At 63.1% G+C, this 21,303-nt stretch carries 19 protein-coding genes, 2 tRNA genes and 1 pseudogene; 10 read left to right on the plus strand and 12 right to left on the minus strand.

Going from position 1 to position 21,303, the window contains the following annotated elements; all coding sequences use genetic code 11:
• The first annotated feature begins 15 nt into the window (after positions 1-15).
• The 3 genes from K2U94_RS02460 (at position 16) to K2U94_RS02470 (ending at position 3,029) form a co-directional block, all read left to right on the plus strand.
• Entirely contained in the window at positions 16-1,695 is a 1,680-nt protein-coding gene (locus tag K2U94_RS02460; RefSeq protein ID WP_243065697.1) for a pyrroloquinoline quinone-dependent dehydrogenase, read from the plus strand.
• 64 nt (positions 1,696-1,759) lie between these two features.
• Positions 1,760-2,128 (plus strand): c-type cytochrome, encoded by a 369-nt coding sequence (locus K2U94_RS02465; protein WP_243065698.1) that lies wholly within the window; start codon positions 1,760-1,762, stop codon positions 2,126-2,128.
• A gap of 22 nt (positions 2,129-2,150) precedes the next feature.
• Positions 2,151-3,029 (plus strand): transporter, encoded by an 879-nt coding sequence (locus tag K2U94_RS02470; RefSeq protein WP_243065699.1) that lies wholly within the window; start codon positions 2,151-2,153, stop codon positions 3,027-3,029.
• Between the two features lie 131 nt (positions 3,030-3,160).
• Here K2U94_RS02470 and K2U94_RS02475 read toward each other — a convergent pair.
• A tRNA-Arg gene (locus K2U94_RS02475) sits at positions 3,161-3,237 on the minus strand.
• 45 nt (positions 3,238-3,282) lie between these two features.
• Here K2U94_RS02475 and K2U94_RS02480 point away from each other — a divergent pair.
• Both K2U94_RS02480 and K2U94_RS02485 read left to right on the plus strand, forming a co-directional pair.
• Complete coding sequence (locus tag K2U94_RS02480) at positions 3,283-4,152, plus strand: thermonuclease family protein (RefSeq protein WP_243065700.1); 870 nt, start codon at positions 3,283-3,285, stop codon at positions 4,150-4,152.
• A 10-nt stretch (positions 4,153-4,162) separates the two neighbouring features.
• A complete protein-coding gene (locus tag K2U94_RS02485) occupies positions 4,163-5,701 on the plus strand; it encodes a M48 family metalloprotease (RefSeq protein ID WP_336606146.1) in 1,539 nt (512 codons plus the stop codon).
• Between the two features lie 67 nt (positions 5,702-5,768).
• On the opposite strand, the gene K2U94_RS02490 is transcribed toward K2U94_RS02485, so the two are convergent.
• The 7 genes from K2U94_RS02490 to trxA all read right to left on the minus strand — a co-directional run bounded on the left by K2U94_RS02490 (position 5,769) and on the right by trxA (position 11,192).
• A complete protein-coding gene (locus K2U94_RS02490; protein WP_425332498.1) occupies positions 5,769-7,259 on the minus strand; it encodes an ammonium transporter in 1,491 nt (496 codons plus the stop codon).
• 25 nt (positions 7,260-7,284) lie between these two features.
• On the minus strand, positions 7,285-7,623 hold the full coding sequence (locus K2U94_RS02495) for a P-II family nitrogen regulator (RefSeq protein WP_243065702.1): 339 nt from the start codon (positions 7,621-7,623) through the stop codon (positions 7,285-7,287).
• A 238-nt stretch (positions 7,624-7,861) separates the two neighbouring features.
• Positions 7,862-8,752 (minus strand): acyl-CoA thioesterase II, encoded by an 891-nt coding sequence (gene tesB, locus K2U94_RS02500; RefSeq protein WP_243065703.1) that lies wholly within the window; start codon positions 8,750-8,752, stop codon positions 7,862-7,864.
• Positions 8,753-8,875: 123 nt separating this feature from the next.
• Positions 8,876-9,214, minus strand: coding sequence for a P-II family nitrogen regulator (locus tag K2U94_RS02505; protein ID WP_243065704.1), 339 nt, complete (start codon positions 9,212-9,214; stop codon positions 8,876-8,878).
• A 147-nt stretch (positions 9,215-9,361) separates the two neighbouring features.
• Positions 9,362-9,589, minus strand: a complete 228-nt coding sequence (locus K2U94_RS02510; RefSeq protein ID WP_243065705.1) for a Trm112 family protein — start codon at positions 9,587-9,589, stop codon at positions 9,362-9,364.
• A gap of 11 nt (positions 9,590-9,600) precedes the next feature.
• On the minus strand, positions 9,601-10,272 hold the full coding sequence (locus tag K2U94_RS02515) for an LON peptidase substrate-binding domain-containing protein (RefSeq protein WP_243065706.1): 672 nt from the start codon (positions 10,270-10,272) through the stop codon (positions 9,601-9,603).
• An 11-nt stretch (positions 10,273-10,283) separates the two neighbouring features.
• Positions 10,284-11,192, minus strand: coding sequence for a thioredoxin (gene trxA / locus K2U94_RS02520; protein ID WP_243065707.1), 909 nt, complete (start codon positions 11,190-11,192; stop codon positions 10,284-10,286).
• A gap of 216 nt (positions 11,193-11,408) precedes the next feature.
• On the opposite strand from trxA, the gene K2U94_RS02525 reads away from it, so the two are divergent.
• Positions 11,409-11,483: transfer RNA gene (locus tag K2U94_RS02525), tRNA-Gly, on the plus strand.
• A gap of 385 nt (positions 11,484-11,868) precedes the next feature.
• Positions 11,869-13,062: a DUF932 domain-containing protein gene (locus tag K2U94_RS02530; RefSeq protein WP_243068789.1), complete on the plus strand. Its 1,194-nt coding sequence runs from the start codon at positions 11,869-11,871 to the stop codon at positions 13,060-13,062.
• A 170-nt stretch (positions 13,063-13,232) separates the two neighbouring features.
• Here the strand turns inward: K2U94_RS02530 and K2U94_RS02535 are convergent, their stop codons facing one another.
• Positions 13,233-14,669: an ATP-binding protein gene (locus K2U94_RS02535; RefSeq protein ID WP_243068790.1), complete on the minus strand. Its 1,437-nt coding sequence runs from the start codon at positions 14,667-14,669 to the stop codon at positions 13,233-13,235.
• Between the two features lie 101 nt (positions 14,670-14,770).
• On the opposite strand from K2U94_RS02535, the gene K2U94_RS02540 reads away from it, so the two are divergent.
• From K2U94_RS02540 to K2U94_RS02550, 3 genes are all read left to right on the plus strand, one after another.
• A protein-coding gene (locus K2U94_RS02540; RefSeq protein WP_243065398.1) for an IS3 family transposase occupies positions 14,771-16,029 on the plus strand; the annotation gives its coding sequence in 2 pieces (ribosomal slippage) (positions 14,771-15,110 and positions 15,110-16,029; 1,260 coding nt in all).
• A 45-nt stretch (positions 16,030-16,074) separates the two neighbouring features.
• Entirely contained in the window at positions 16,075-16,965 is an 891-nt protein-coding gene (locus K2U94_RS02545) for a GSU2403 family nucleotidyltransferase fold protein (RefSeq protein ID WP_243065708.1), read from the plus strand.
• 187 nt (positions 16,966-17,152) lie between these two features.
• Positions 17,153-18,319 (plus strand): IS256 family transposase, encoded by a 1,167-nt coding sequence (locus K2U94_RS02550; protein ID WP_243065709.1) that lies wholly within the window; start codon positions 17,153-17,155, stop codon positions 18,317-18,319.
• A 69-nt stretch (positions 18,320-18,388) separates the two neighbouring features.
• Here the strand turns inward: K2U94_RS02550 and istB are convergent, their stop codons facing one another.
• From istB to K2U94_RS02565, 3 genes and pseudogenes are all read right to left on the minus strand, one after another.
• On the minus strand, positions 18,389-19,135 hold the full coding sequence (istB, locus tag K2U94_RS02555; protein ID WP_243065710.1) for an IS21-like element helper ATPase IstB: 747 nt from the start codon (positions 19,133-19,135) through the stop codon (positions 18,389-18,391).
• Positions 19,136-19,146: 11 nt separating this feature from the next.
• Positions 19,147-20,673 (minus strand): annotated as a pseudogene (istA, locus tag K2U94_RS02560) (IS21 family transposase).
• A gap of 245 nt (positions 20,674-20,918) precedes the next feature.
• Complete coding sequence (locus tag K2U94_RS02565; protein ID WP_243065711.1) at positions 20,919-21,182, minus strand: hypothetical protein; 264 nt, start codon at positions 21,180-21,182, stop codon at positions 20,919-20,921.
• Between the last annotated feature and the right edge of the window lie 121 nt (positions 21,183-21,303).

The following is a 21,303-nucleotide window of genomic DNA, read 5'->3' on the forward strand; positions in this document are numbered from 1 at the left end:
AAGAGGAAACGGTCAATGACATTTCAATCCAACGTCAGTCTGCGCATGTTGGCGCTCGCGTTGACTGCGACGGCCGCGCCCGTCGCGGTCCATGCCGAAAGCGTCAAGGAAATGGGAATGGCCGCGCCCAACGACTGGCCGCAATATCATCGCACCGGCGCGGCCTGGCGCTACAGCCCGCTCGACCAGATCAACCAGAGCAATGTGAAGAAGCTCACGGTCGCGTGGATCGCTCAGCCGGGCGACATCACCAAGGGCTTGCAGGCGACGCCGATCGAGGTCGACGGCGTGCTGTATTACATCGGCCCGTACAATCACGTTTACGCCCTCGACGGCGCGACCGGCAAAATCATCTGGCAATACCAGCCGAAGCTCGCTCCGATCTCGGACCAATCCTTCTATTCCGCGACAAGCCGCGGCGTCACGGTCGGGCGTGGCAAGGTCTTCATCGGCTCGCTCGACGGTCGCTTCATCGCCCTCGACCAGAAGACCGGCAAGAAATTGTGGTCGCGCCAGCTTGTCGATCTGAAAACGACCTATGGATCGGTGTTCTCCTCGCCTCCGCAGCTTGCCGGCGACGTCCTGTTCGGAGGGACGACAGGCGGCGATCAGCCCACGCGCCAGAAGATCTACGCGGTCAACGCCGACACCGGCGTACCGCTCTGGACCTTCGACACGATTAAGGATGATCCGAAGAGCTGGCCCGGCAAGTCGGGCGACGTCGGCGGCGGCGCCGCGTGGTTGCCCGGCACCTATGACGAAACGACAGACACGATCTATATCGGCATCGGCAATGCGTCGCCCGACTTCTATGGCATAGGCCGCGAGGGCGACAACAAATACACCAGCAGCCTGCTCGCGCTCGATCCCAAAACTGGGAAGCTGAAATGGGCTCGGCAGGAAATTCCACATGACGTCTGGGATTACGACGCGCCCTACGAGGCGGTGCTGCTGCCGACCGGCAACCAAAAGACGCTGATCCATCTTAACAAGGCCGGCTTCGTCTTCGTGATGAACAAGGACAACGGCAAGCTCGAAAATGTCTGGAAGCTTGTCGACGCACAAAACACGATCAAGAAGATCGACCCGAAGACGGGCGAGTTGATCGGTCGCAACGAGCCCGAGATCGGCAAGACGAAACTGCTTTGTCCGTGGCTGCTTGGCGGACGCAGCTGGAACCATGGCGCCTATAGCCCCCAGACCGGCTACTGGTATACGAATACCATGGAGGCCTGCAATACGGTGACCTCCAAGAAGGACGACCCAAGCTCCCTGAAGGCGATAAGCGCGTTGGCGCTTGGCGCCGCCGATCTGGTGACGAAGGCGCCGCCCGGCGGCAAGCCGCTCGGCCGGCTTGTCGCGGTCGATCCGGTGACCGGCGCCAAGAAATGGAGCGTCGATTACGACATCCCGGCTCTCGGCGCCGTACTCGCGACTGCCGGCGGCTTGGTCGTGAATGGCGACGTCGAAGGCGACATCCATTTCTATTCCGCGAAAACCGGCAAAGAGCTTTGGCATTTCAACGCCGGCTCTGGCGTCCGCGGCGGCCCGATCAGCTATTCGGTCAAGGGCAAGCAATATATCGCGGTTCCGACCGGTCTCGGCTCGGCCGCGGTCGGCTTCATGGCGAGGGCCTTTCCGAAGGTGACGACCTTGCCTGCAGGCGCCGCGCTCGTCGTCTTCGCCCTGCCGTAAGCCAATCCGATGAATAACCTTGGGGCGGCGACCGTCGCCGCCCCGCATGATCGAAGAGCGAAAAATGGTTCGCACGAAAATCCTGCCCGTCCTTTTCTGCCTGACGACGCTGTCTGGCGCGGCGCGCGCGGAAAACAAGCCGCCGTTCGACCTGAACGACCCCAAGCGGATCGAGATGGGCAAACTACGCTTTGAAACCTCCTGTGCTGGCTATTGCCACGGTTTCGACGGCGTAGGCGGGACCGCGCCCGCCTTCAAGGCCCGCGGCGACGATCTCGATCCCAACTACGCCTTCGAAACCATCACCAATGGACGCAAGGGCCATCACGCGGTGATGCCGCGTTGGGGCGGCGCCTACACGCCCGAGCAGATCTGGGAACTCGTCGCCTATCTGGAATTCCTGGCTAAAGAGAAGCCTGACCAAAAGAACTGATCCTATTGTCGGAGGGGGAAACATGAAAACGACGAAAATGAAATTGCGCCGTCTCGCGCTGGGTGCGGGCTTGACGGCTCCTTTTGCGGCATGTGCGCCCGCGCAAGCGTCCGACATCACTTTCGCGGTGATCGGTCCGCAGGAATACAATCTCCCCGTCAACTTCCAGCCGTTCAACGTCTTCGTCCAATATGGCGAATACAACAGCCAGGCGCAGGCCTGGAGCCCGTTGGGCGGTCTCTATCCGACGACCAACAGCAATCTTTTCGTCGGCCTGTCGAAATATGTCCGCTTCTTCACTCTCGACGGCTTGCCCAATGTCGGCCTCGCCTACGAGATCATCGTGCCAGAAGTGCTGGTCACTCTACCCGGCGGCAGCGTCGGCGGAATCGGCGATCCGCTGACCGGTCCCGCGGTCTGGATCAAGCCGAACTCGAACAGCACCTTCGGCGTGCAGAGCTTCGTCCAGTTTCCGGTCGGCAACACCGATGTCAGCAATCACTATTGGGCCAATTATTCGACGATCTTCTTTGACTGGCAGTCGACGCTGCTGAGCTTTACCGGCGACTCCGGCGCGGTTTTCCGCTCGATCCAGACCGCGCCGGGCGCGCCCCGCATCAACGAGGGAACGACGCTTTTCACCAACCTGCGGCTGGGCTGGAAAGCCACGAAATTCTGGGAGCCTTTCGTCGCTTTCGACTGGCAGACGACCGCCGCCGCCAATTATGCCAATGGCGGCGGCGTCGCGGCGCCCGCCAATGCGGAAACCGCGCTCGGCGTCGGCGTCATGGCCCATTTCTCCGATGCGGCGTCGCTTACCGTCCGGTATTCGCATGATATCCAGGGCTACAACACAATCGGCACCAATGGCGCCTATATGAAATTCGCCTACGTCTGGTGAAGGAACGCGCCCGAGGCTTGATCGGGCCTGGAACGATCGTCCTCCCTCCCCGTTCGTTTCGGTCTCGCATCATGAAATCCCGGCTTCGGCCGGGATTTTTTTGGGATTATCCATTTGAAAAATAAAGTATATGGCGTCCCGGAAGGGATTCGAACCCCTGACCTACGGTTTAGGAAACCGTTGCTCTATCCTGCTGAGCTACCGGGACGCGGGAGCGCGCTCTGCCTATCACAAATTTCTCCGCGAAAAAACCATGGCGCGCACAATCATGGTAAGCATTCGCGTCGTCGTTCGCCGCGCGGTCCTCATGCGCCTCATTCGTCGCGCCTTTGCCTGCCTGATCTGGTTTGCGGCGCCGGTTTGCGCCCGGGCCGCCGCCATGGACTGCCGCGGCGCGGGCGCGATCGAAACGGCGCGGCTTGGGCGGGTGGACGCGCGGCTCGACATCGTTTTCGCGGACGGCCGCGTGATTTATTTCCCCTCCATCGAGCCGCCGCGCGCAACGCCCGCCGAGCCGGGCCTGCCGCAGGAGGTCGCCCGGCAGTTGACGTCCTTGTTGCGCGACGGGACGCTACGGATGCAGGTCCTGGGCGCGGCGGACCGCTGGGGGCGCGTTCCGGCGCGGCTTTTCATCGCTGATTCGCGCGAATCAACGGACGAGACGCTCGTCGCCGCCGGTCTCGCCATGGTCAGCGCCGATCCCGGCGCCTGCGCCGAAGGCCCGAAGGCCGCCGAGGCCGAGGCGCGGGCCGCGAAACTGGGAATTTGGGCCGATCCGGCTTTTGCCGTGCTCTCGGGGGACGATGCGGCGGCCTTCGTGTCGCGCGGCGGGACTTTGGCCATCGTCGAGGGGCGGATACGCTCTATCGGTCACGGCTTCAGCCGGACTTATCTGAATTTCGCCGGCCGCCGCGGCGCCGCGCTCGTCATATCCAAGCGGAGCCGGCGAGCTTTCGAACGGGCCGGATTTGACGAGAAAAGCTTGAAAGGCCGCCGGGTCCGCGCGCGGGGCGTGGTGGAGATCGGCGCCTCGCCGCAAATCCAATTGTTCCATCCCGGCCAAATCGAGTTTATGGAAGAGGCGTCGCAGGCGGGCGCGCCCAAGAAGGAAGATTCGCCCTGAGCGGAATAGATTGGATTTCATTGCAGCGCCGGCCAGGGCGCAGGACCAGAGCGGCGGATTGATGGCGGCACGCAAGCGCAAAATGTCGCGACGGATTTTCGCTCCGCCGGCGGCCTCCGCGCTGGCGAGGCTCGCGGCGCTGACGCTGCTTTCCGGCTGCGCGACGCTGGAGCAGCAGGGCGTCCGGCCTCCGCCGCCGTCGCCGCCCATCGCCGCGCCGAAAGCGATCGTCGACACGCCGCAGCAGGCGGAGCGCAAGAAGCTCATCGCGCTTTACGGGGGCGAATATCAATGGCCCAAGGCGCAGACCTATCTCAATCAGGTTCTGATCCGGCTGGCGAAGGCGAGCGACACGCCGACCCAGCCCTATCGCGTCACCATCCTGAATTCGGCGGTGGTCAATGCGTTCGCGCTCCCCTCCGGCGACCTTTTCGTCACGCGCGGCCTGCTCGCTCTGGCCAATGACACGTCCGAGGTCGCCGCCGTCATGGCGCATGAAATCGCCCATGTCACGGCGCGCCACGCCTTGCTGCGGGCCGAGAAGGAAAAGACCGAGGCGGTGATCGCCCAGGCGGCGCGGGTCATCGAGAGCCGTCAGAAGGGCGACGAGGTTCAGGCGACGGCCGCGCGCACCATCGCCAGCTATTCCCGGTTGCAGGAGTTCGAAGCCGATCGTATCGGCATCACTGTCATTGCGCGCGCCGGCTACGATCCGTTCGGCGCGTCGCGCTTCCTCAGCTCTCTGGCGCGGTCGAGCCAGATGCGCGCCGAACTGATCGGGCAGAAGGACAGCGGCGCGCCGGATATTCTCGCGACCCATCCCTCGACGCCGGAGAGGATCGCGGCGTCGCTGCAGGTCGCACGCCAGTTCGGCGCGCCCGGAATCGGCGGCGTCGCGCGCCAGCCCTATCTCAACGCCATCGACGGCATGATTTTCGGCGACGATCCGGTGGACGGGGCGATTCGCGGCCGCAAATTCATCCATCCGCGCCTCGGCTTTTCCTTCGAGGCCCCCGAAGGCTATATGCTGGAGAATTCGGCGCAGGCGGTGCTCGGCGTCGCCGACGGCGGCGCCGAGGCCCTGCGCTTCGACAGCGTGCGCGCGCCGCCGGGCAAGACCCTCAAGGACTATCTGACCTCTGGCTGGATCGACGGCCTGGTCGCCTCGTCGATCCACGAAAGCGACGTCAACGGTCTGCCGGCGGTCTTCGCCGACGCCCGTGCGGGCGAATGGAACTTCCGCGTCGCCGTGATCGCCTTCAACGGCGACCTCTATCGTCTCATTTTCGCGATCAAGGCCATGACGCCGGAGGCCAGCCGGCGGTTCGACGAGGCTATCGCCAGCTTCCGGCCGATGACCGAGGAAGAGAAAAGGCTGGCCCAGCCGCTTCGCCTGCGCCTCGCCATGGCGGGTCCCGGCGACACCGCCGCGACGCTGGCTGCGAAAATGGTCCTCACCGATCGTCCGATCGAACAGTTCGAGCTTCTCAACGGCCTCGACAGCGACCAGGTTAAGCCGGGCGAGGACTACAAGATCGTCGCCTATTGAGCTTGCGGGAAGCAGAACGGCGGGGCAAATGCCCCGCCGTTCTTTGTTTTTGGCTTGGGAGGTTGGATCAGTAGTTGTAGGCGCGTTCGCCGTGGTCGGTGATGTCGAGGCCTTCGCGCTCCTTGTCGGGGGCGGGACGCAGGCCGATGATGAGATCGACGATCTTGTAGAGGATGGCCGAGCCGACGCCGGACCAGACGAGCGTGGTTCCGACCGCCTTGAGCTGCACGATCATCTGCGCCGCCATGTCGTAGGTTCCGGCGTTGTTGTGGGCGAAGTTGGTGTAGTCGGTGATGCCGACGCCGCCGAGCGCCGGGGCGATCAGGATGCCGGTCGCGAGCGCGCCGGTGATGCCGCCGATGCAATGCACGCCGAACACGTCGAGCGCGTCGTCATAGCCGAACTTCTCCTTCACCGTCGAGACGAAGAACAGGCAGATCGGCGACACGACCAGGCCGAGAACCACCGAGCCCATCGGGCCGGCGAAGCCCGAGGCCGGCGTCACCGCGACCAGGCCCGCCACCGCGCCCGAGATCATGCCGAGCAGCGAGGGCTTGCCCTTGAACGCCCATTCCGTGAACATCCACGAAATAGCCGCCGCCGCCGTCGCCACCATGGTGTTGACGAAGGCCAGCGCCGTCACGCCATTGGCCTCGAGGTTCGAGCCCGCGTTGAAGCCGAACCAGCCGACCCACAGCAGCGAGGCGCCGATCATCGACATGGTCAGCGAATGGGGAGCCATCTGCTCCTTGCCGTGGCCGATGCGCGGCCCGATCATCAGCGCGCCCACCAGGCCCGCGATGCCGGCGTTGATATGGACGACCGTGCCGCCGGCGAAGTCGAGCGCGCCCAACTGGAACAGCTTGCCGGCGTCGAGATTGACCGCGTCAAGCTTGGCCTGCGCCGCCGCCTTGGCCGCGTCGCCGGAAGCCGCCGCAAGCGCCTTGGCGGCGTCGCCGACCGCGTCCGGGCCCGCCCAGTACCACACCATATGGGCGATCGGGAAATAGATCACCGTCACCCACAGCAGCACGAACAGCATCACCGCCGAGAATTTGATGCGCTCGGCGAAGGCGCCCACGATCAGCGCCGGGGTGATCATGGCGAAGGTCATCTGGAACACCATATAGGCGTATTCCGGGATGACCACGCCGTTCGAGAAGGTCGCCGCGGTCGAGTTGGCGTCCACGCCCTTCAGGAAGATCTTGGAAAAGCCGCCGACGAAGTCGTTGAGGCCGCCGCCATTGGTGAAGGCTTCCGAATAGCCGTACAAAACCCAGATCACGCCAACCATCGAGACGATGGCGAAGACCTGGGCGAGCACCGACAGCATGTTCTTGGTGCGCACCAGGCCGCCGTAAAACAGGGCAAGGCCGGGAATGGACATCATCAGAACGAGCGCGCTCGAGACCAGCATCCAGGCGGTGTCGCCCTTGTTCGGCACGGGCGCCGGCGCGGCGCCCTGCGCATGAGCCGCGCCGGCGCACAGCGCCAGCCCGGCCAGCGCGAGGCCGAGCGTCTTAAGCCCGGTTCGGCGGGGGGGAATGGAAAGCATCATTTACTCCTGAAGACAGAGAGGGGAATTAGAGCGCGTCGGAATCGCGTTCGCCGGTGCGAATGCGGATCGCCTGTTCGAGCGGGCTGACAAAGATCTTGCCGTCGCCGATCTGCCCGGTGCGCGCGGCGCTGGAAATGGTCTCGACCGTCTTGGCGGCCAGGTCCGCCGGAACCGCAACCTCGATCTTCAGCTTCGGCAGAAAGCTCACGGCGTATTCCGCCCCACGGTAAATCTCCGTATGGCCCTTCTGCCGGCCATAGCCCTTGACTTCCGTCACCGTCAGGCCGTGCACGCCAACGCCCGTCAACGCGTCGCGCACCTCGTCCAGCTTGAACGGCTTGATAATAGCCATCACGATTTTCATCTCTTTTCCCTGTTTTCTCGCGAATCAAAGGAGTTCGCGTTCGAGGCGGGCTCGCCCGGCCGCTTGGCCATTGGCGGGGGCGGACCATCAAGGAACGTGCCAGAATCGTGCTAAGGCTATTACATTGATAATAATGGATAAAAATATGAATTGTGACGAAACCCGCGCGTCAATGCGGCAAGGCGCCGAAAAATAGGCGCCGCGAGTCGGAAGATGCAAATTTATGCCTAAAAAATAATCATAATTGGGCAAAGTTCGGGCCCGGCGCCGTCTTCAACCGGATCAGGCCTTCCTGCGCGACGGAGGCGATCAGCGCGCCGCTGCGCGAATAGAGGGCGCCTCGGCTGAAACCCAAAGCTCCGGAGGCGTTGGGACTGTCCTGCACATAAAGCATCCATTCGTCGGCGCGAAACGGTCGGTGCAGCCACAAAGCGTGGTCAAGGCTCGCCGCCTGGATGCCGGGATGGAATACGGATCGGCCATGGCGGATCAGCGACGTGTCGAGCAGGGTCATGTCGGAAAGATAAGCGAGGGCGGCGCGATGGATAGCAGGGTCGTCGGGCAGGGCCGCCGAGGTTCGGACCCAGACCTTTTGCTGCGGATCGGCCTCGGCGCCGCGGGAGATATAGCGGCCGGCTTCGACCGGGCGCATCTCGATCGGCCGCTCGCGCTGGAAATAGCGGCGCACCGGCTCCGGCATGAATTCCCCGAAACGGGCGAGGAATTCGCCTTCGTCCGGCAAATCCTCGGGCGGAGGCGCGTCGGGCGGCGCAAAGGCGTGATCGAGACCGCCCGACTCGGGATTGTGAAACGAGGCGGCCAGGGTGAAGATGATCCTGCCGTGCTGGATCGCCTGGCAGCGCCGGGTCGAAAAGCTGCGCCCGTCGCGCAGGCGCTCGACCTGATAGACGATCGGCGTCGCCGGGTCGCCGCCGAGCAGAAAATAGGCATGCAGCGAATGGGCGACCGCTTTTTCTACGGTGCGTTGCGCCGCGACCAACGCCTGGGCGATGACCAGTCCACCGAAGACGCGCTGCCAGCCGACTTGAGGGCTGCGCCCCCGAAACAGGTTCTCCTCGATCCTCTCCAGGTCGAGAATTTCGAGAAGATCGGTAATCGCCTTCGACATTCTGGGCTCGGCGCGAGAGAAACCCGCGCGTCGCGGCCGCGAAGGGCGGGAACGGTTTAGATTGGAACGCTTTTTCCGGGCCGGGTCAAGCGCCGCCGCGACTCGCCGCCGCAAATCTTGGCTTTACAGCGCGTCGCCGCCGGTCTCGCCGGTGCGGATGCGGACGGCCTGCTCGACGGGGCTGACGAAGATCTTGCCGTCGCCAATATGGCCGGTATTGGTCGCCTCGCGAACGGCCGTGATGACCTTATCGACCATGGCGTCGCGAACGACCATGTCCAGGCGCAGCTTCGGCAGGAAAGTAACGAAATATTCCGCGCCGCGATAGATTTCCGCATGGCCCTTTTGGCGGCCGTAGCCCTTGGCTTCGGTGACGGTCATGCCCTCGACGCCCAGAGCGGACAGCTGTTCGCGGACGTCGTCGAGCTTGAAGGGCTTGATGATGGCGGTGATGAGTTTCATTTTCTTGCCACAGAAAAAACGGACTCACAGGAATGTGACATTCTTCTGTGCCATTCATCGCCAATTTGCACAAGACGTTGGCGCCGTCTCTCCGGCCTGTCAAATAGTCGCGCCTTCCGCTTGGGCGGCCCGCCTAAAACGGCGGCGTCACTCCTCGATCCTTCGCGCCTCCTCTGGGAGCATGATCGGAATGCCGTCGCGGATCGGATAGGCGAGATGGGCGGCGAGCGAGACCAGTTCGTTGCGTTCGCGGTCGTAGCGCAGAGTGGTTTTGGTCAGCGGGCAGACCAGGATTTCGAGCAGGCGCGGATCGACTCCCGCAGCCTCTGCGGCCGATTTCGGGGCGCCTTCCGGCTTGGCCGTCGGGTCGTTCATGCGCGGTCCTTTCACTGCAGGGGTTTGGTGGCCTTGAGGGCGCGCGACAGCGCCACTTCGCCGAGCGCCAGCAGCAGGTCGGCGCGCGCCAGCAGCCCGGGCGCCTCCAGCAAGGCCTGTTTCTCCGCATGATCGAAGGGGCCGATCATCGCGAAAACCGAGATCATGTCGGCGTCGGGCATGGATTCGACGTCGTTGCGCGCGATCTCGAGCCGTAGCGCCTGGGCAAGGTCGAAGGCGACTTCGTTGAGCGCCGCTCTCTGTTTCGCCGGCACGGAATTGTCAGAGACGAAATCTTCAGGAAAGGCGCCGAAATCCACCCAGGCTTCCCGGTAGGGCTTGTCCGTATCGACCTCGGACACAATGCGAAAGCGCGAAATGCCGCTCAATATGACGAAATAACGCCCGTCGCCGGTCTCCGATAATTGGGTGATGCGGCCGGCGGCCCCGATCGCGCGCAGCGGCGGCCGCGCCCCGGACGGGGCGTCGGCGCCTTCCATCGGCTGGATCATGCCGATGATCCGCTCGCCGCGCATGGCGTCGTCGAACATGGCGAGATAGCGGGGCTCGAAAATGTTCAACGGCAGCTGGCCGCCCGGCAAAAGGACCGCGCCCGCCAGCGGAAAGAGCGGAATCGTCTCCGGCAGGTCGGACGGTCCTGAATAGGTCTTGTTCATCGCCATGGCGGGTCCAATCAGGAAAACAGAAGCGCCGACAATTGCCTTCGCGCCGAGCGCGTGGTCGGGTCGAGCGGTCCCCAGCTGTCGAACAGCTGGAGCAGCAATTTTCGCGCCGCGTCGTCGTTCCAGCCGCGTTCGCGCTTGATAATGTTGAGCAATTCCTGCGCCGCCGCCTCGCGCCGGCCCGCCGCGTTAAGGGCGACGGCGAGGTCGTAGCGCGCCTGATGGTCGGTCGGCGCGTTTTCGACCCGCGCCAGCAGATAAGCCAGGTCCCCGACCGCGCCCGCCTGCTCCTGAAGCGCCAATGCGGCGCGCGCCGCGGCCACCGCCGGCGAACTGTTCTGTTTGGCCGGGACGGCGTCGAGCAGCGCCTTGGCCTCGTCGAGCGCGCCGCGTGCGATCGCAATTCGCGCGAGGCCGGCCAGCGCGCCGGCATGGTCCGGCGCGCTCGTCAGGATCCGGGCGAAAACGCCTTCCGCCGAATCGAGCTCGCCGGCTTCAAGCAGGGCCTGCGCCTCGACGAACAGGGCTTCCGGGTCCTCGGCGGCAGGACCGATGCAGCGATCAATAAAGGCCTTGACCTCGCCCTCCGGCAGGGCGCCCATGAAGGCGTCCAGCATCTGGCCGTTGTGGAACGCGACCACCGCCGGGATCGATTGAATTCCCATCTTCTGGGCGATTTCCGGATTGGCGTCGATATTCATCTTGGCCAGCCGAACCGCGCCGCGCCGCGCCGCTACGACCTTTTCGAGCACTGGCGTGAGCTGCTTGCACGGACCGCACCAAGGCGCCCAGAAATCGACCAGCACCAGGCGGCGCATCGATTCTTCCATGACTTCGGCGCGAAAGTTCTGGAGGCTCACGTCGAGAACGTCCGCCCCGGCGGCGGCGGGGATTTGAGTTTTCTGATCGACTGGCTGCATCGGGCGTCCTGTTCTTCCCGGCGCCCACGGGCGCGTTTCAGCGCTAAAATGGCGGCTTGGCGTCGCTTTCGCAACCGTTTGGGCGGTTTTGCCGCAAGAGACGAGCAATTTTTCGTCGGATGACGGATTCGCGAAAAAGATCGCCGGCCCCCGTTGCAATGTCGCAGGCTTTACGGCATATAGCCCCCACGACGCGGCTCGCGTCGTCCCACGGATGCGGGTGTAGCTCAGGGGTAGAGCACAACCTTGCCAAGGTTGGGGTCGAGGGTTCGAATCCCTTCGCCCGCTCCAGTTTTAATCAGAAAATCAAAGGGTTGGCACGGCGGCTTTTTAGCCGCCGCCTTTGCTTTTATGCTGAGATACCACCGAGCTACCACCGATAAGGCTAGCACCATCGTAGGCAAGGGTGTGATTTTCGCCTTCGGCGACGCCATCTCCGTTCCCAATCTGGAAACATGTAGGCCGCGGAATGCCGCCCTCGATGTTGGAGACGAATCGCGCTTGTCGACCGGGAGGGGAAAGCTTTCCCCTGCGGCCGAGCCTTGATCTCTGCCGACCCCTTCTGCGGGGAGGCCCCCCGCAACGCCCCCCGAAAGGATAGAGTGCGGATCGGGTTTCCGTGACGGGTTGAGTGCCGAGAGAGAGGCTTTCGGCGACCGTCATGGAGGTTTTTCCCATGAACATGCAGATTCTCGACGCCCGCCGCGATCTCAGCGGTGGCTACAAGGTGGATGTCACGCGCGGCGAGCGCGTCGGCCGTGTTTCGTCGGAATGGTTCTCGCGGCCCGACGATGAGCGGTTCCTGTCGCTCGGCGAGTTGGCCCGCTCAGTGCGCGGCCGGGCGGAACGCAGCCGGACTCGCGTGGTGGAAACCGCGCTGATCCATGTCGAGGCAAACCGGAACGATCCCGAGCGGCTGTCGCTGATCCTTCCCGGCGCCGAGGCGCCCGTTGCGCCGACGCACTGGAGCTTCGGCCAGCTGGCGAGCCAGGTCGGGGCGCCCGCCGCCTATCTGCGCCAGCTTCCGGCAGCGCTGGCCGGAATCAATCTGCAATATGGCCTGACCTCGCATCGTGCGGAGCAGATCAAGACGCTGGAAACGGATGGCGGCCGCGTTGAACTGCGCGCAGTCACCGGCCCGGACTATGGCCGCATCTACGATCACGAACTGGTCGAGGCAGTGCAGCGCATCGCCGGCAACGGTACGGGCGACACGCGCTGGAAAGTGCCGGGTGTGCTCGACTGGTCGACGGGCCTTTACAATCCGCGCGTCGACATCTCGAAGGACACGACTACGCTCTATGCCAGCGACCGCGACGTATTCCTCTTTCTCGTCGACGATCTGAACCCCATCGAGGCCGGGCGCCTGCCGGACGGCTCGCCCGACCTGTTCTTCCGAGGATTCTATGCGTGGAACTCGGAGGTCGGCGCCAAGACGCTCGGCATAGCGAGCTTTTATCTGCGCGCCGTGTGCCAGAATCGAAACCTCTGGGGTGTCGAGGATTTCGAGGAAATCACCATCCGCCACAGCAAATATGCCGCTTCGCGCTTCGCCCATGAGGCGGCTCCGGCGCTGCTCAACTTCGCCAATTCTTCGCCCATGCCCTTTATCAACGGCATCAAGGCGGCGCGCGAGCGGATCGTTGCCCGCACCGACGAGGATTGCACCGACTTTCTGCGCCGGCGCGGCTTCTCCAGGGCGGAGACGGGCAAGATCATCGACGCGGTGCTCGCCGAGGAAGGCCGTCCGCCCGAGAGCATCTTTGATTTCGTGCAAGGCATTACGGCCGTCGCGCGCGACAAGCCGCATCAGGACGTCCGCCTCGACATGGAGGCCAAGGCCAAGAAGTTGCTTGATCGCGCCGCCTGAAATCCGCCGAGCCGGGGATGAGGATCTCCGCGTCTCCGGCTTTGCGACTCCTGCACGAATACGAGTGTGATAGCACTTGGCTCAATAGCGAAAGTGCCAAATGCCAACCCGGTTAGCCATTACGTGTCTGTCCTCGCAAGCATTCAATCGCCGAAGCGATGGCTGCCTCGTCAGGTTTGGAGGCCCCCCATTCCTTCCAGAAATCTCGCGTGGCGCTGTCGGGCGGAAGTTTGGGAACGTCGAGCTTGATTCGCGTCGGCAAAAGAACCGCGTCGCCCAACAATAGTGCCTCGCCGGTATCGAGCAGCGGCAAGATGCTGGTCAAGCCCGCGAGAGAGTCCGGCATTAATCGCTTGATGACGCCTTGATCTGTCTCGTTTGTCAGACGCAGTGCTAGGAAGTTGTTGCACTGGCTGAGGATCGTTCTGCTGACATCCGACGGGCGCTGGCTGACCACAAGAAGCGAGAATCCGTACTTGCGGCCTTCCTTCGCGATGCGCTCGAACGAACCGAGCGCTTGGCGCTGCACTGCATTCCGCGTCGTCGCGAACGGGAAGATAAAGGTGAGCCTCATCACATAGGAGCGTAACCGGAGTCCTCGATTCCGCACCCATCCAGAACTGCACATCATAGAGCAACCGGGCCAGTGTACCCGTGACGACAGGAAGAACGTCAGCCGGAACCTCCGAGAAATCGATGACCTTTATTCCTGTTCCATCACCCGACCGTAGCAGCTTGAGGACCTGTGAAGCCAGCCAGTCGTATTTCATCGCAGGGGGTGGCGGCGCGAACATGAATCCGTAGCGACGATCATCCAGCTTCGCTTCGAGACGGGATAGGAAGCGAGTCAGCTTGTCCTCCCATTCACCTTTCACTGGTCCGGTTTTTCCGACTCCTTTTGTCGTATTGTCCGCATTCAAAAGTCCAACCAATTTTTTTACATCGTATGGAATCGGCGAATCGACAGTGTAAGTCTTTTTGATGCCTGTTTTGCTTTCGGAATCCAAAGTCTGACCTTTCAGTGAACGCACATGCAGCGTGAATCGTGATGCCTGATTGGGCGCATTCTGATCGCTACGGTCGAGGATCATCGACAGCATTTCATCGCGGTTGAGCAGCCAATAAGGCAAGAACAGCGTGTCGTCGCCGGGCTTCTCCAGATCACCCGGCCCCGCAATTCGGAACCGTTCGGCGAAGCCTCCAGCAGCCTTGTTGGCAAGCGGCGCGTATTCGCCGTGCATGTCGAATACGATGATGTTAGGAAATTTCAGCTTCGCAGCCCGTTCGAGGATAAGCGCGACCGCCCAGCTCTTGCCGGAGCCCGTGCTGCCGAGGATCGCGGCATGACGCTGGAAAAACTTGTCGCCGCTGGCGATCGCCTCAGCGGTGCGATCGGCGACGAAAGTGCCGAGCTTGAGGCGTTCGCCCGCCGTGAATCCAGCACCAAGGATACCCATGAATCGCTGGAGATTGCCGCCCTCAATTACGAAGCAGTCCCGATCGATCTGCGGGAAGCTGTCGGCACCGCGCTTGAAAGTATTCCTCCGATCCCCATCGATCGTTCGGAATGTACCAATCAACACTCCCTGAATCAGATCGGTAGGCACGGCCGCCAACAAGATTCCATCAGGCGCTTCATTGAAATAGCCCCGTAAGTCGCCGGACAGGCACTCCCACTTCGCTAAGAGGTAGGAGTAATGTGGTGTTTATGACTGGTGACAATCCGAAGAGTGAGGTCCTGCCGGGCCGAGAACGACGGCGTCGGCGCACGTCGGCGGAGAAATTGGCGATCATTGCCGAGACGATGGAGCCGGGCATGACGGTTAGCCTTGTCGCGCGCCGTCACGGCATCGCCCCCAATCAGCTGTTCACCTGGCGGCGGCTGGCGAACCAAGGCGCCCTGACCGCGACGCAGGCCGAGGAGGACGTCGTTCCGGCGTCCGCCTACAGGGCTTTGGTCGACCAGGTGCGCGAACTGCAGCGCCTGCTCGGCAAGAAGTCGATGGAGGCCGAAATCCTCAAAGAGGCGCTTGAAGTCGCCGTAGGCTCAAAAAAACGGATGTTGCGGTCGTTGTCGCTGCCGACGCTCAATCCACGGGACGGTTCGCGATGAAGGCCGTCTGCGAAACCCTCGGCGTCGCCCGCTCGAATGTCGCCGCGCGCATTGCCGGCGGCGCGGCCAAACGCATGGGCCGACCGCCCCTGCCGGAAGACGATCTGCTCTGCGAGATCAAGGGGATCATCGCCGAACAGCCGTCCTGGGGCTACGCCCGCGTGTGGGCCGACCTGCGCCGCAAAAGACGCGCCGAGGGCGCGGCGCCGGTCAACCGCAAGCGGGTTTATCGGGTGATGAGGGCGCACGGCCTGTTGCTTCAACGTCATGCCGGCGGCGGCGAAAACCGCCGGCATGACGGCAAGATCGCCGTTCTGCGCTCCAACCTGCGTTGGTGTTCCGACGGCTTCGAGATCGCTTGCGACAATGCCGAAAAAGTCCGCGTCGCCTTCGCGCTTGATTGCTGCGACCGGGAAGCCCTCGGCCATGTCGCCACGACGGCGGGCGTCAAGGGCGAGGACATCCGCGACCTGATGGTCAGCGCCGTCGAATATCGCTTTGGCCCGGTCAATCGCCTGCCCAGCCCGATCGAATGGCTGACCGACAACGGGTCTTGCTACATCGCTGGCGACACGAAACATTTTGCCCGCGAAATCGGCCTTGAGCCGCTGACCACGCCGGTCGAAAGCCCCCAATCGAATGGAATGGCCGAAGCCTTCGTCCGCACGATCAAACGCGATTACGCGCGCGTGTCGCCACTGCCGGACGCCGAAACCGTGATCCGCTTGCTGCCGTCGTGGTTCGAGCATTACAACACACGCCATCCGCATCGCGCGCTTGGCTATCGTTCACCCCGCGAGTTCATCGCGGATCGCTTGGCCGCCGAAGCCGGAGAGTGTCTGTCCGAAACTTAAGGGGCTACAACAGTTTGGTCGGAGACCAAAGGCCATTCCTATCTGATGCGCGTCGCCTATGATCGACATGGCGTACGTCGGCAGAGTTCGCTTGGTCCGCGCTCGGCCGAAACCGAGAAGATGAAAGAAAATTTCGAACGCGCGCGTGATGAGGCCTCGCAACGCCTCCTAGAACTGAAGCCCGTCATGGAAAGGCAGGCGGCTGTCAACCGCGCGCTTGGACTGGGGCGTGTGCCGCTACTCGGCGCGCGCATCATGCGGGTGCTGGAAGACCATGGACTTATGGGGACGGGCATACGCGTCCTCGGAACTCATGCGCTCTACGCCTATGAGGCCGCAGCTGGTGTGCATTTCGACGCGAGCATGACCACAACGGAAGATGTAGATCTTTTGCTGGATTCGCGCGCCAGGCTGTCCTTTGCCGCAAGCGAGGATATGCCAAACGCCTCGCTGCTGCGTATCCTCCAGCGCGTCGACAAATCTTTTGTGCGGTCCAGCCAAGATTTTCGCGCCGTCAACAAGCACGGTTATCTCGTCGATCTGATCAAGCCCCTTCGCGACCCGCCCTGGACGCGCGACGAGGCCAGGATCGGTGAGGATCCTGACGATCTCAACGCTGTTGAAATTGCCGGACTGGCTTGGCACGAAAGCGCGCCAGCCTTTGAAACGACGGCGATCGACGAGAAGGGCGAACCCTTGCGCATTGTAACTTCGGACCCGCGCATATTCGCCGTACATAAATTCTGGCTGTCACGGCGTACCGATCGCGATCCGATCAAACGCCGGCGCGATGGCGAACAGGCCAAAGCTGTTGCAGTCCTTGTCGCGCGCTATTTTCCTCACTTGCCGTTCGAAGAACAGGTATTGCGCATGCTGCCGAAAGCGCTCATTGCCGACGCGAAGCCGCTTTTTGTTATATCAAGCGCCGAATCCTGATTGACCTTTTCGCAATTGCTGACCGGAACGCCCTCGGTAGCGTCCACGAAGGTGGTGGAGATTTCTGAGTGAAGCCGGCGGGCGGAGCTCCGCTTAGCGGAGCCCGCCGGGGGGCCGGGGCGGTCACCGCGCCCTCTTCGGTTATGGTCGAGTTGCTGAAGCTTGACCCCACCGAAACGAGGACATGATGACCGACGACACAATGGCATTTCTTCATCAACTGCGCGAGCGCGGCGGGGAGGACCTCCTGAAGGACCTCGCCGAAGCGGTGTTGCAGAAGCTGATGGATTTTGACGTCGACAACCTGATCGGCGCCGGACGCTACGAGCGTTCAGATGTGCGCACGACGCAGCGCAACGGCTATCGCCCGCGCGAACTCGACACCCGGCTCGGCACGCTGGAACTCAAAATCCCGAAGCTGCGCAAGGGCAGCTATTTTCCTGGCTTCCTCGAACCGCGCAAGACCGCCGAGCGCGCGCTTGTCGCCGTCATTCAGGAGGCCTGGATCCAGGGCGTTTCGACACGCAAGGTCGACGATCTCGTTCAGGCGATGGGCATGTCGGGCATCTCGAAAAGCCAGGTGTCGAAGCTCTGCGAGGACATCGACGAGCGGGTGAACTCGTTCCTTGATCGCAAGCTCGAAGGCGAGTGGCCCTATCTTTGGCTCGACGCGACCTATCTGAAAGTGCGCGAGAACGGCCGGATCGTCTCGGTCGCCGCAATAATAGCCACAGCGGTGAACGGCGAAGGGCGGCGTGAGATCATTGGGCTCGGGCTGGGGCCGTCGGAGGCGGCGGTGTTTTGGCTCGGCTTCCTGCGCTCGCTGGAAAGCCGCGGCCTCAAGGGCGTCAAGCTGGTCATCTCCGATGCGCATGAAGGCCTGAAAGCGGCTATCGCCCAAGTCTTCAAGGCGAGTTGGCAGCGTTGCCGGGTGCACTTCATGCGCAATGCGCTCGCTCATGTTTCCAAAGCGCATCATGGCATGGTGTCGGCGGCGATCCGCTCCGTCTTTGCCCAGGAGGATCAGGCCGCTGCGTCACGGACCTGGCGCCAGGTCGCCGACCAGTTGCGGGCGCGATTTTCGCGGCTGGCCGATATGCTGGACGCCGCCGAGGCCGACGTGCTCGCCTTCATGGCGTTTCCCCGCGCGCATTGGCCGAAGCTGCATTCCACCAACCCGATCGAGCGCCTCAACAAGGAGGTGAAACGGCGCGCCAACGTGGTCGGCATTTTCCCCAACGAAACTTCGATCAGGCGGCTCCTCGGCGCCATCCTTGTCGATTCCGACGAAGGCGCCCGGCAATTACGAGATAATGGCGCCCATCGATTCCTGGATGATGGCGCCCCCCGGTAACGGGATGATGGCGCCCGGGTCGTGGGGCTTGCTGGCTGACAATTTCTTGGCGCCTGAGACGGCGCCTGGTCAAGAGGCGATCGTGCTCTTGGCGCGAGCGCGCCGCATGCTTTCTCCGGTCAGTTCGATGCGGTGGGCGTTGTGGACCAGTCGGTCGAGGATGGCGTCGGCATAAGTCGGATCCCCGATGATTTCATGCCAGCGATCGACGGGAAGCTGCGAAGTGACGAGGGTGGATTTGCGGCCATAGCGCTCTTCGAGGATTTCCAGAAGGTCATGGCGCGCCGCGGCGTCGAGCGGTTCAAGCCCCCAGTCGTCCAGCACCAGGAGATCGGCGCGCCCGAGCGAGCGCAGCAGGCGTGCATGGCGACCGTCGCCGCGCGCCAGGGCGAGTTCCTCGAACAGCCGGGGGACCCGCTGATAAATGACGGACTTATTATCCCGGCAAGCCTTATGGCCAAGCGCCGAGGCGAGCCAACTTTTGCCGACCCCGGTCGGACCGATCAGGGCCAGATTGTCGTGGGCGTCGATCCAGCCGCCGTTGATGAGTTTTTGCATCATGGCGCGGTCGAGGCCGCGCGGGCTGCGATAATCAATGTCTTCAACGCAGGCCTGCTGGCGCAATTTCGCGACGCGCAGCCGTGCGGCCAGTCGCTTGTCCTGGCGCAGGGAGGCCTCGCGATCGAGCAAAAGGCCCAGCCATTCCGGATGACTGAGGCCGCCGGCCTCATCGGACGCCGCGACTTCGACGAAGGCCTTGGCCATGCCGTGCAGGCCGAGGGTGTGGAGTTGGTCGAGGGTTGGATGTTTGAGCAAAAGCTTCTCTCCTAATTGTAGTAGCGCGGGCCGCGGATGTTGGCGTGCAGGATCGTCGGCGCCTCCGCGGCGCGCTTTTCGGCGGGCCGACGATCAAGCTTCTTGTCGAGGATGGATTTGACGGAGGAATAGGTGCGCGCTCCGATGGCGATGGCGCGCTCGGCCGCCGCCTCGACGCGCTCGTCTCCATAGGAGTTCGCCAGGCGAACGATGCCCAGGCAGGCGCGGAAGCCCTGTTCGGGATGGGGGCGACGCTCGATGATCTGCTCGCACAAGGCCGCCGTCGTCGGCCCGATCCGCTTGGCGTCGGCGCGGATTTTGTCGATCGTCCAGTTCTTGTAGCGGCGATGGCTGGAAGGCATGTGGTCGGCCACGGTGGTGTGGCCGTGATTGCCGCTCATGCGAAGATGGGCGGCGATCCGCTCGCCCCGGAGGAATATCTCCACCGTCCTGACGGTGATCCGGGCTTCGACCTCGGCGCGGGCGAAGCGGTGGGGAACCGAGTAATAATGGCTGGAGACTTCGACATGGTAGTCGACGCCGACGCGGCAGGTTTTCCATTGCGCGAACTCGTAAGGTTCGACCGGCAAGGACTTGAGCGCCGGTCGATCGACGTCCTCCAGCAATTGCCGTCGGGTGACGCCAAGGCGCCGGATCGCCCGTTCGTCATTGAGTTGCCTCATCATTTCGACGATGGCGGCGTTCAGTTCGGCCAGGCTGTAAAGGTGCGCCGCCGCAGCCGCCCCAGGAGCCAGCGCTCGACGATCAGCACCGCCCGCTCGACCTTGGCCTTGTCGCGCGGCTTGTAGGGCCGCGTCGGCAGAATGGCGGTTGAGTAGTGGGTCGCCATCTCAGTGTAGGTTCGGTTGACGTCGGGATCGTAGAAGCAGGCCTTGATGACCGCCGTCTTCGTGTTGTCCGGAACGAGGAGTTCGGGGGGCGCCGCCAATCGCCGAGAAAGCGCGGACATGGGCGTCGATCCAATCCGGCAGCGCCTGCGTCCAGCCGGCGCAGGCGAACGTGAAGCTCGACGCGCCGAGAACGGCGACAAAGACCTGAGCCTCGCGAACTTCTCCGGTCAGACGATCGATCACGACGGGCACGGTGTCGCCGGCGTAATCGACAAACAGCCGCTCGCCGGCGGCATAGGTCTGCCGCATTGTCACCGATAGCGTCTTCGCAAAGCCCCGGTAGAGGTCGCAAAACCGCGAGTAGCTGTAGCCGCCCGGATTGACGGCGATATATTCGTCCCAAAGAATCGTCAGGGTGACGTGCTTGCGTTTCAACTCGCGATGGACGATCACCCAATCCGGCTCGGCGACACGCCGATGCCCCCGCCTGCTGCGGCGATTGGCGTAGAGAGCGCCTTCCAATGCGATGTCGCTCATGCCTTCCGCCTGCGTCCAGGAAAGCCCCGCGCTTTCGGCTCTTTGCAGCATCTCGCGCACCGTCGAACGCGCCATGCCGAGCCGCCGGGCGATTTCGTGCGCCGAGAAAGAAGAAAATTTCAGTCGAATGATTGCGCGCGCCTGGCGCATGGAAATTCGCTCCGCTGGCATCGATTGCTCCCTTGGATCGCCAAAAGAGCGACTTGAACATGCCAGCGGCGGCCCCCGTCCTTCACGAAATCACCCGGGCGGGATCATCTCGTAATTGGGGGCGCCATCATCTCGGAATGGGGGCGGGATCATTCCGTCACGGGGGGCGCCATCATCCAGGAATTGGGGGGCGCCTTCGTCAGGAATCTACAGCCATCCTGCTCGAACAAAATGATGCGTGGCAATTACAGCATCGCTACATGAGCCTGGAGACGATGGCCGGCCTCGCCGACGAAGCCGCCGCGCCGCCAAAAATCGCAGCCTGAGAAGAGGCGCAACGACCGCCCCACAATTTCCACCACCTTGACGGACGTGACCAAGTCGAACGCATCCAGCGTCCAGCCCAGGTAAGCCGCCCACAGGGCCTGCTTCCATCGCGGCGCGGGGACGGATGGCGCGGTGGCGCCGGCCAGCGTTCCGGGCCAGGTCTCAGGTTCGATCGTTGACATGACGATGGTCCTTCCCAAAGCGGCGGCAAGTCGCCGAAGATCCGGCGTCTGACTTCCCATCAGACCGGCGACCGGTCATCCTCACTTCTGAGGATGTGAGCCGAAGGCGTGGGGCCTAGCT

The organism is Candidatus Rhodoblastus alkanivorans, assembly GCF_022760755.1.
Taxonomy (GTDB): domain Bacteria; phylum Pseudomonadota; class Alphaproteobacteria; order Rhizobiales; family Beijerinckiaceae; genus Rhodoblastus; species Rhodoblastus alkanivorans.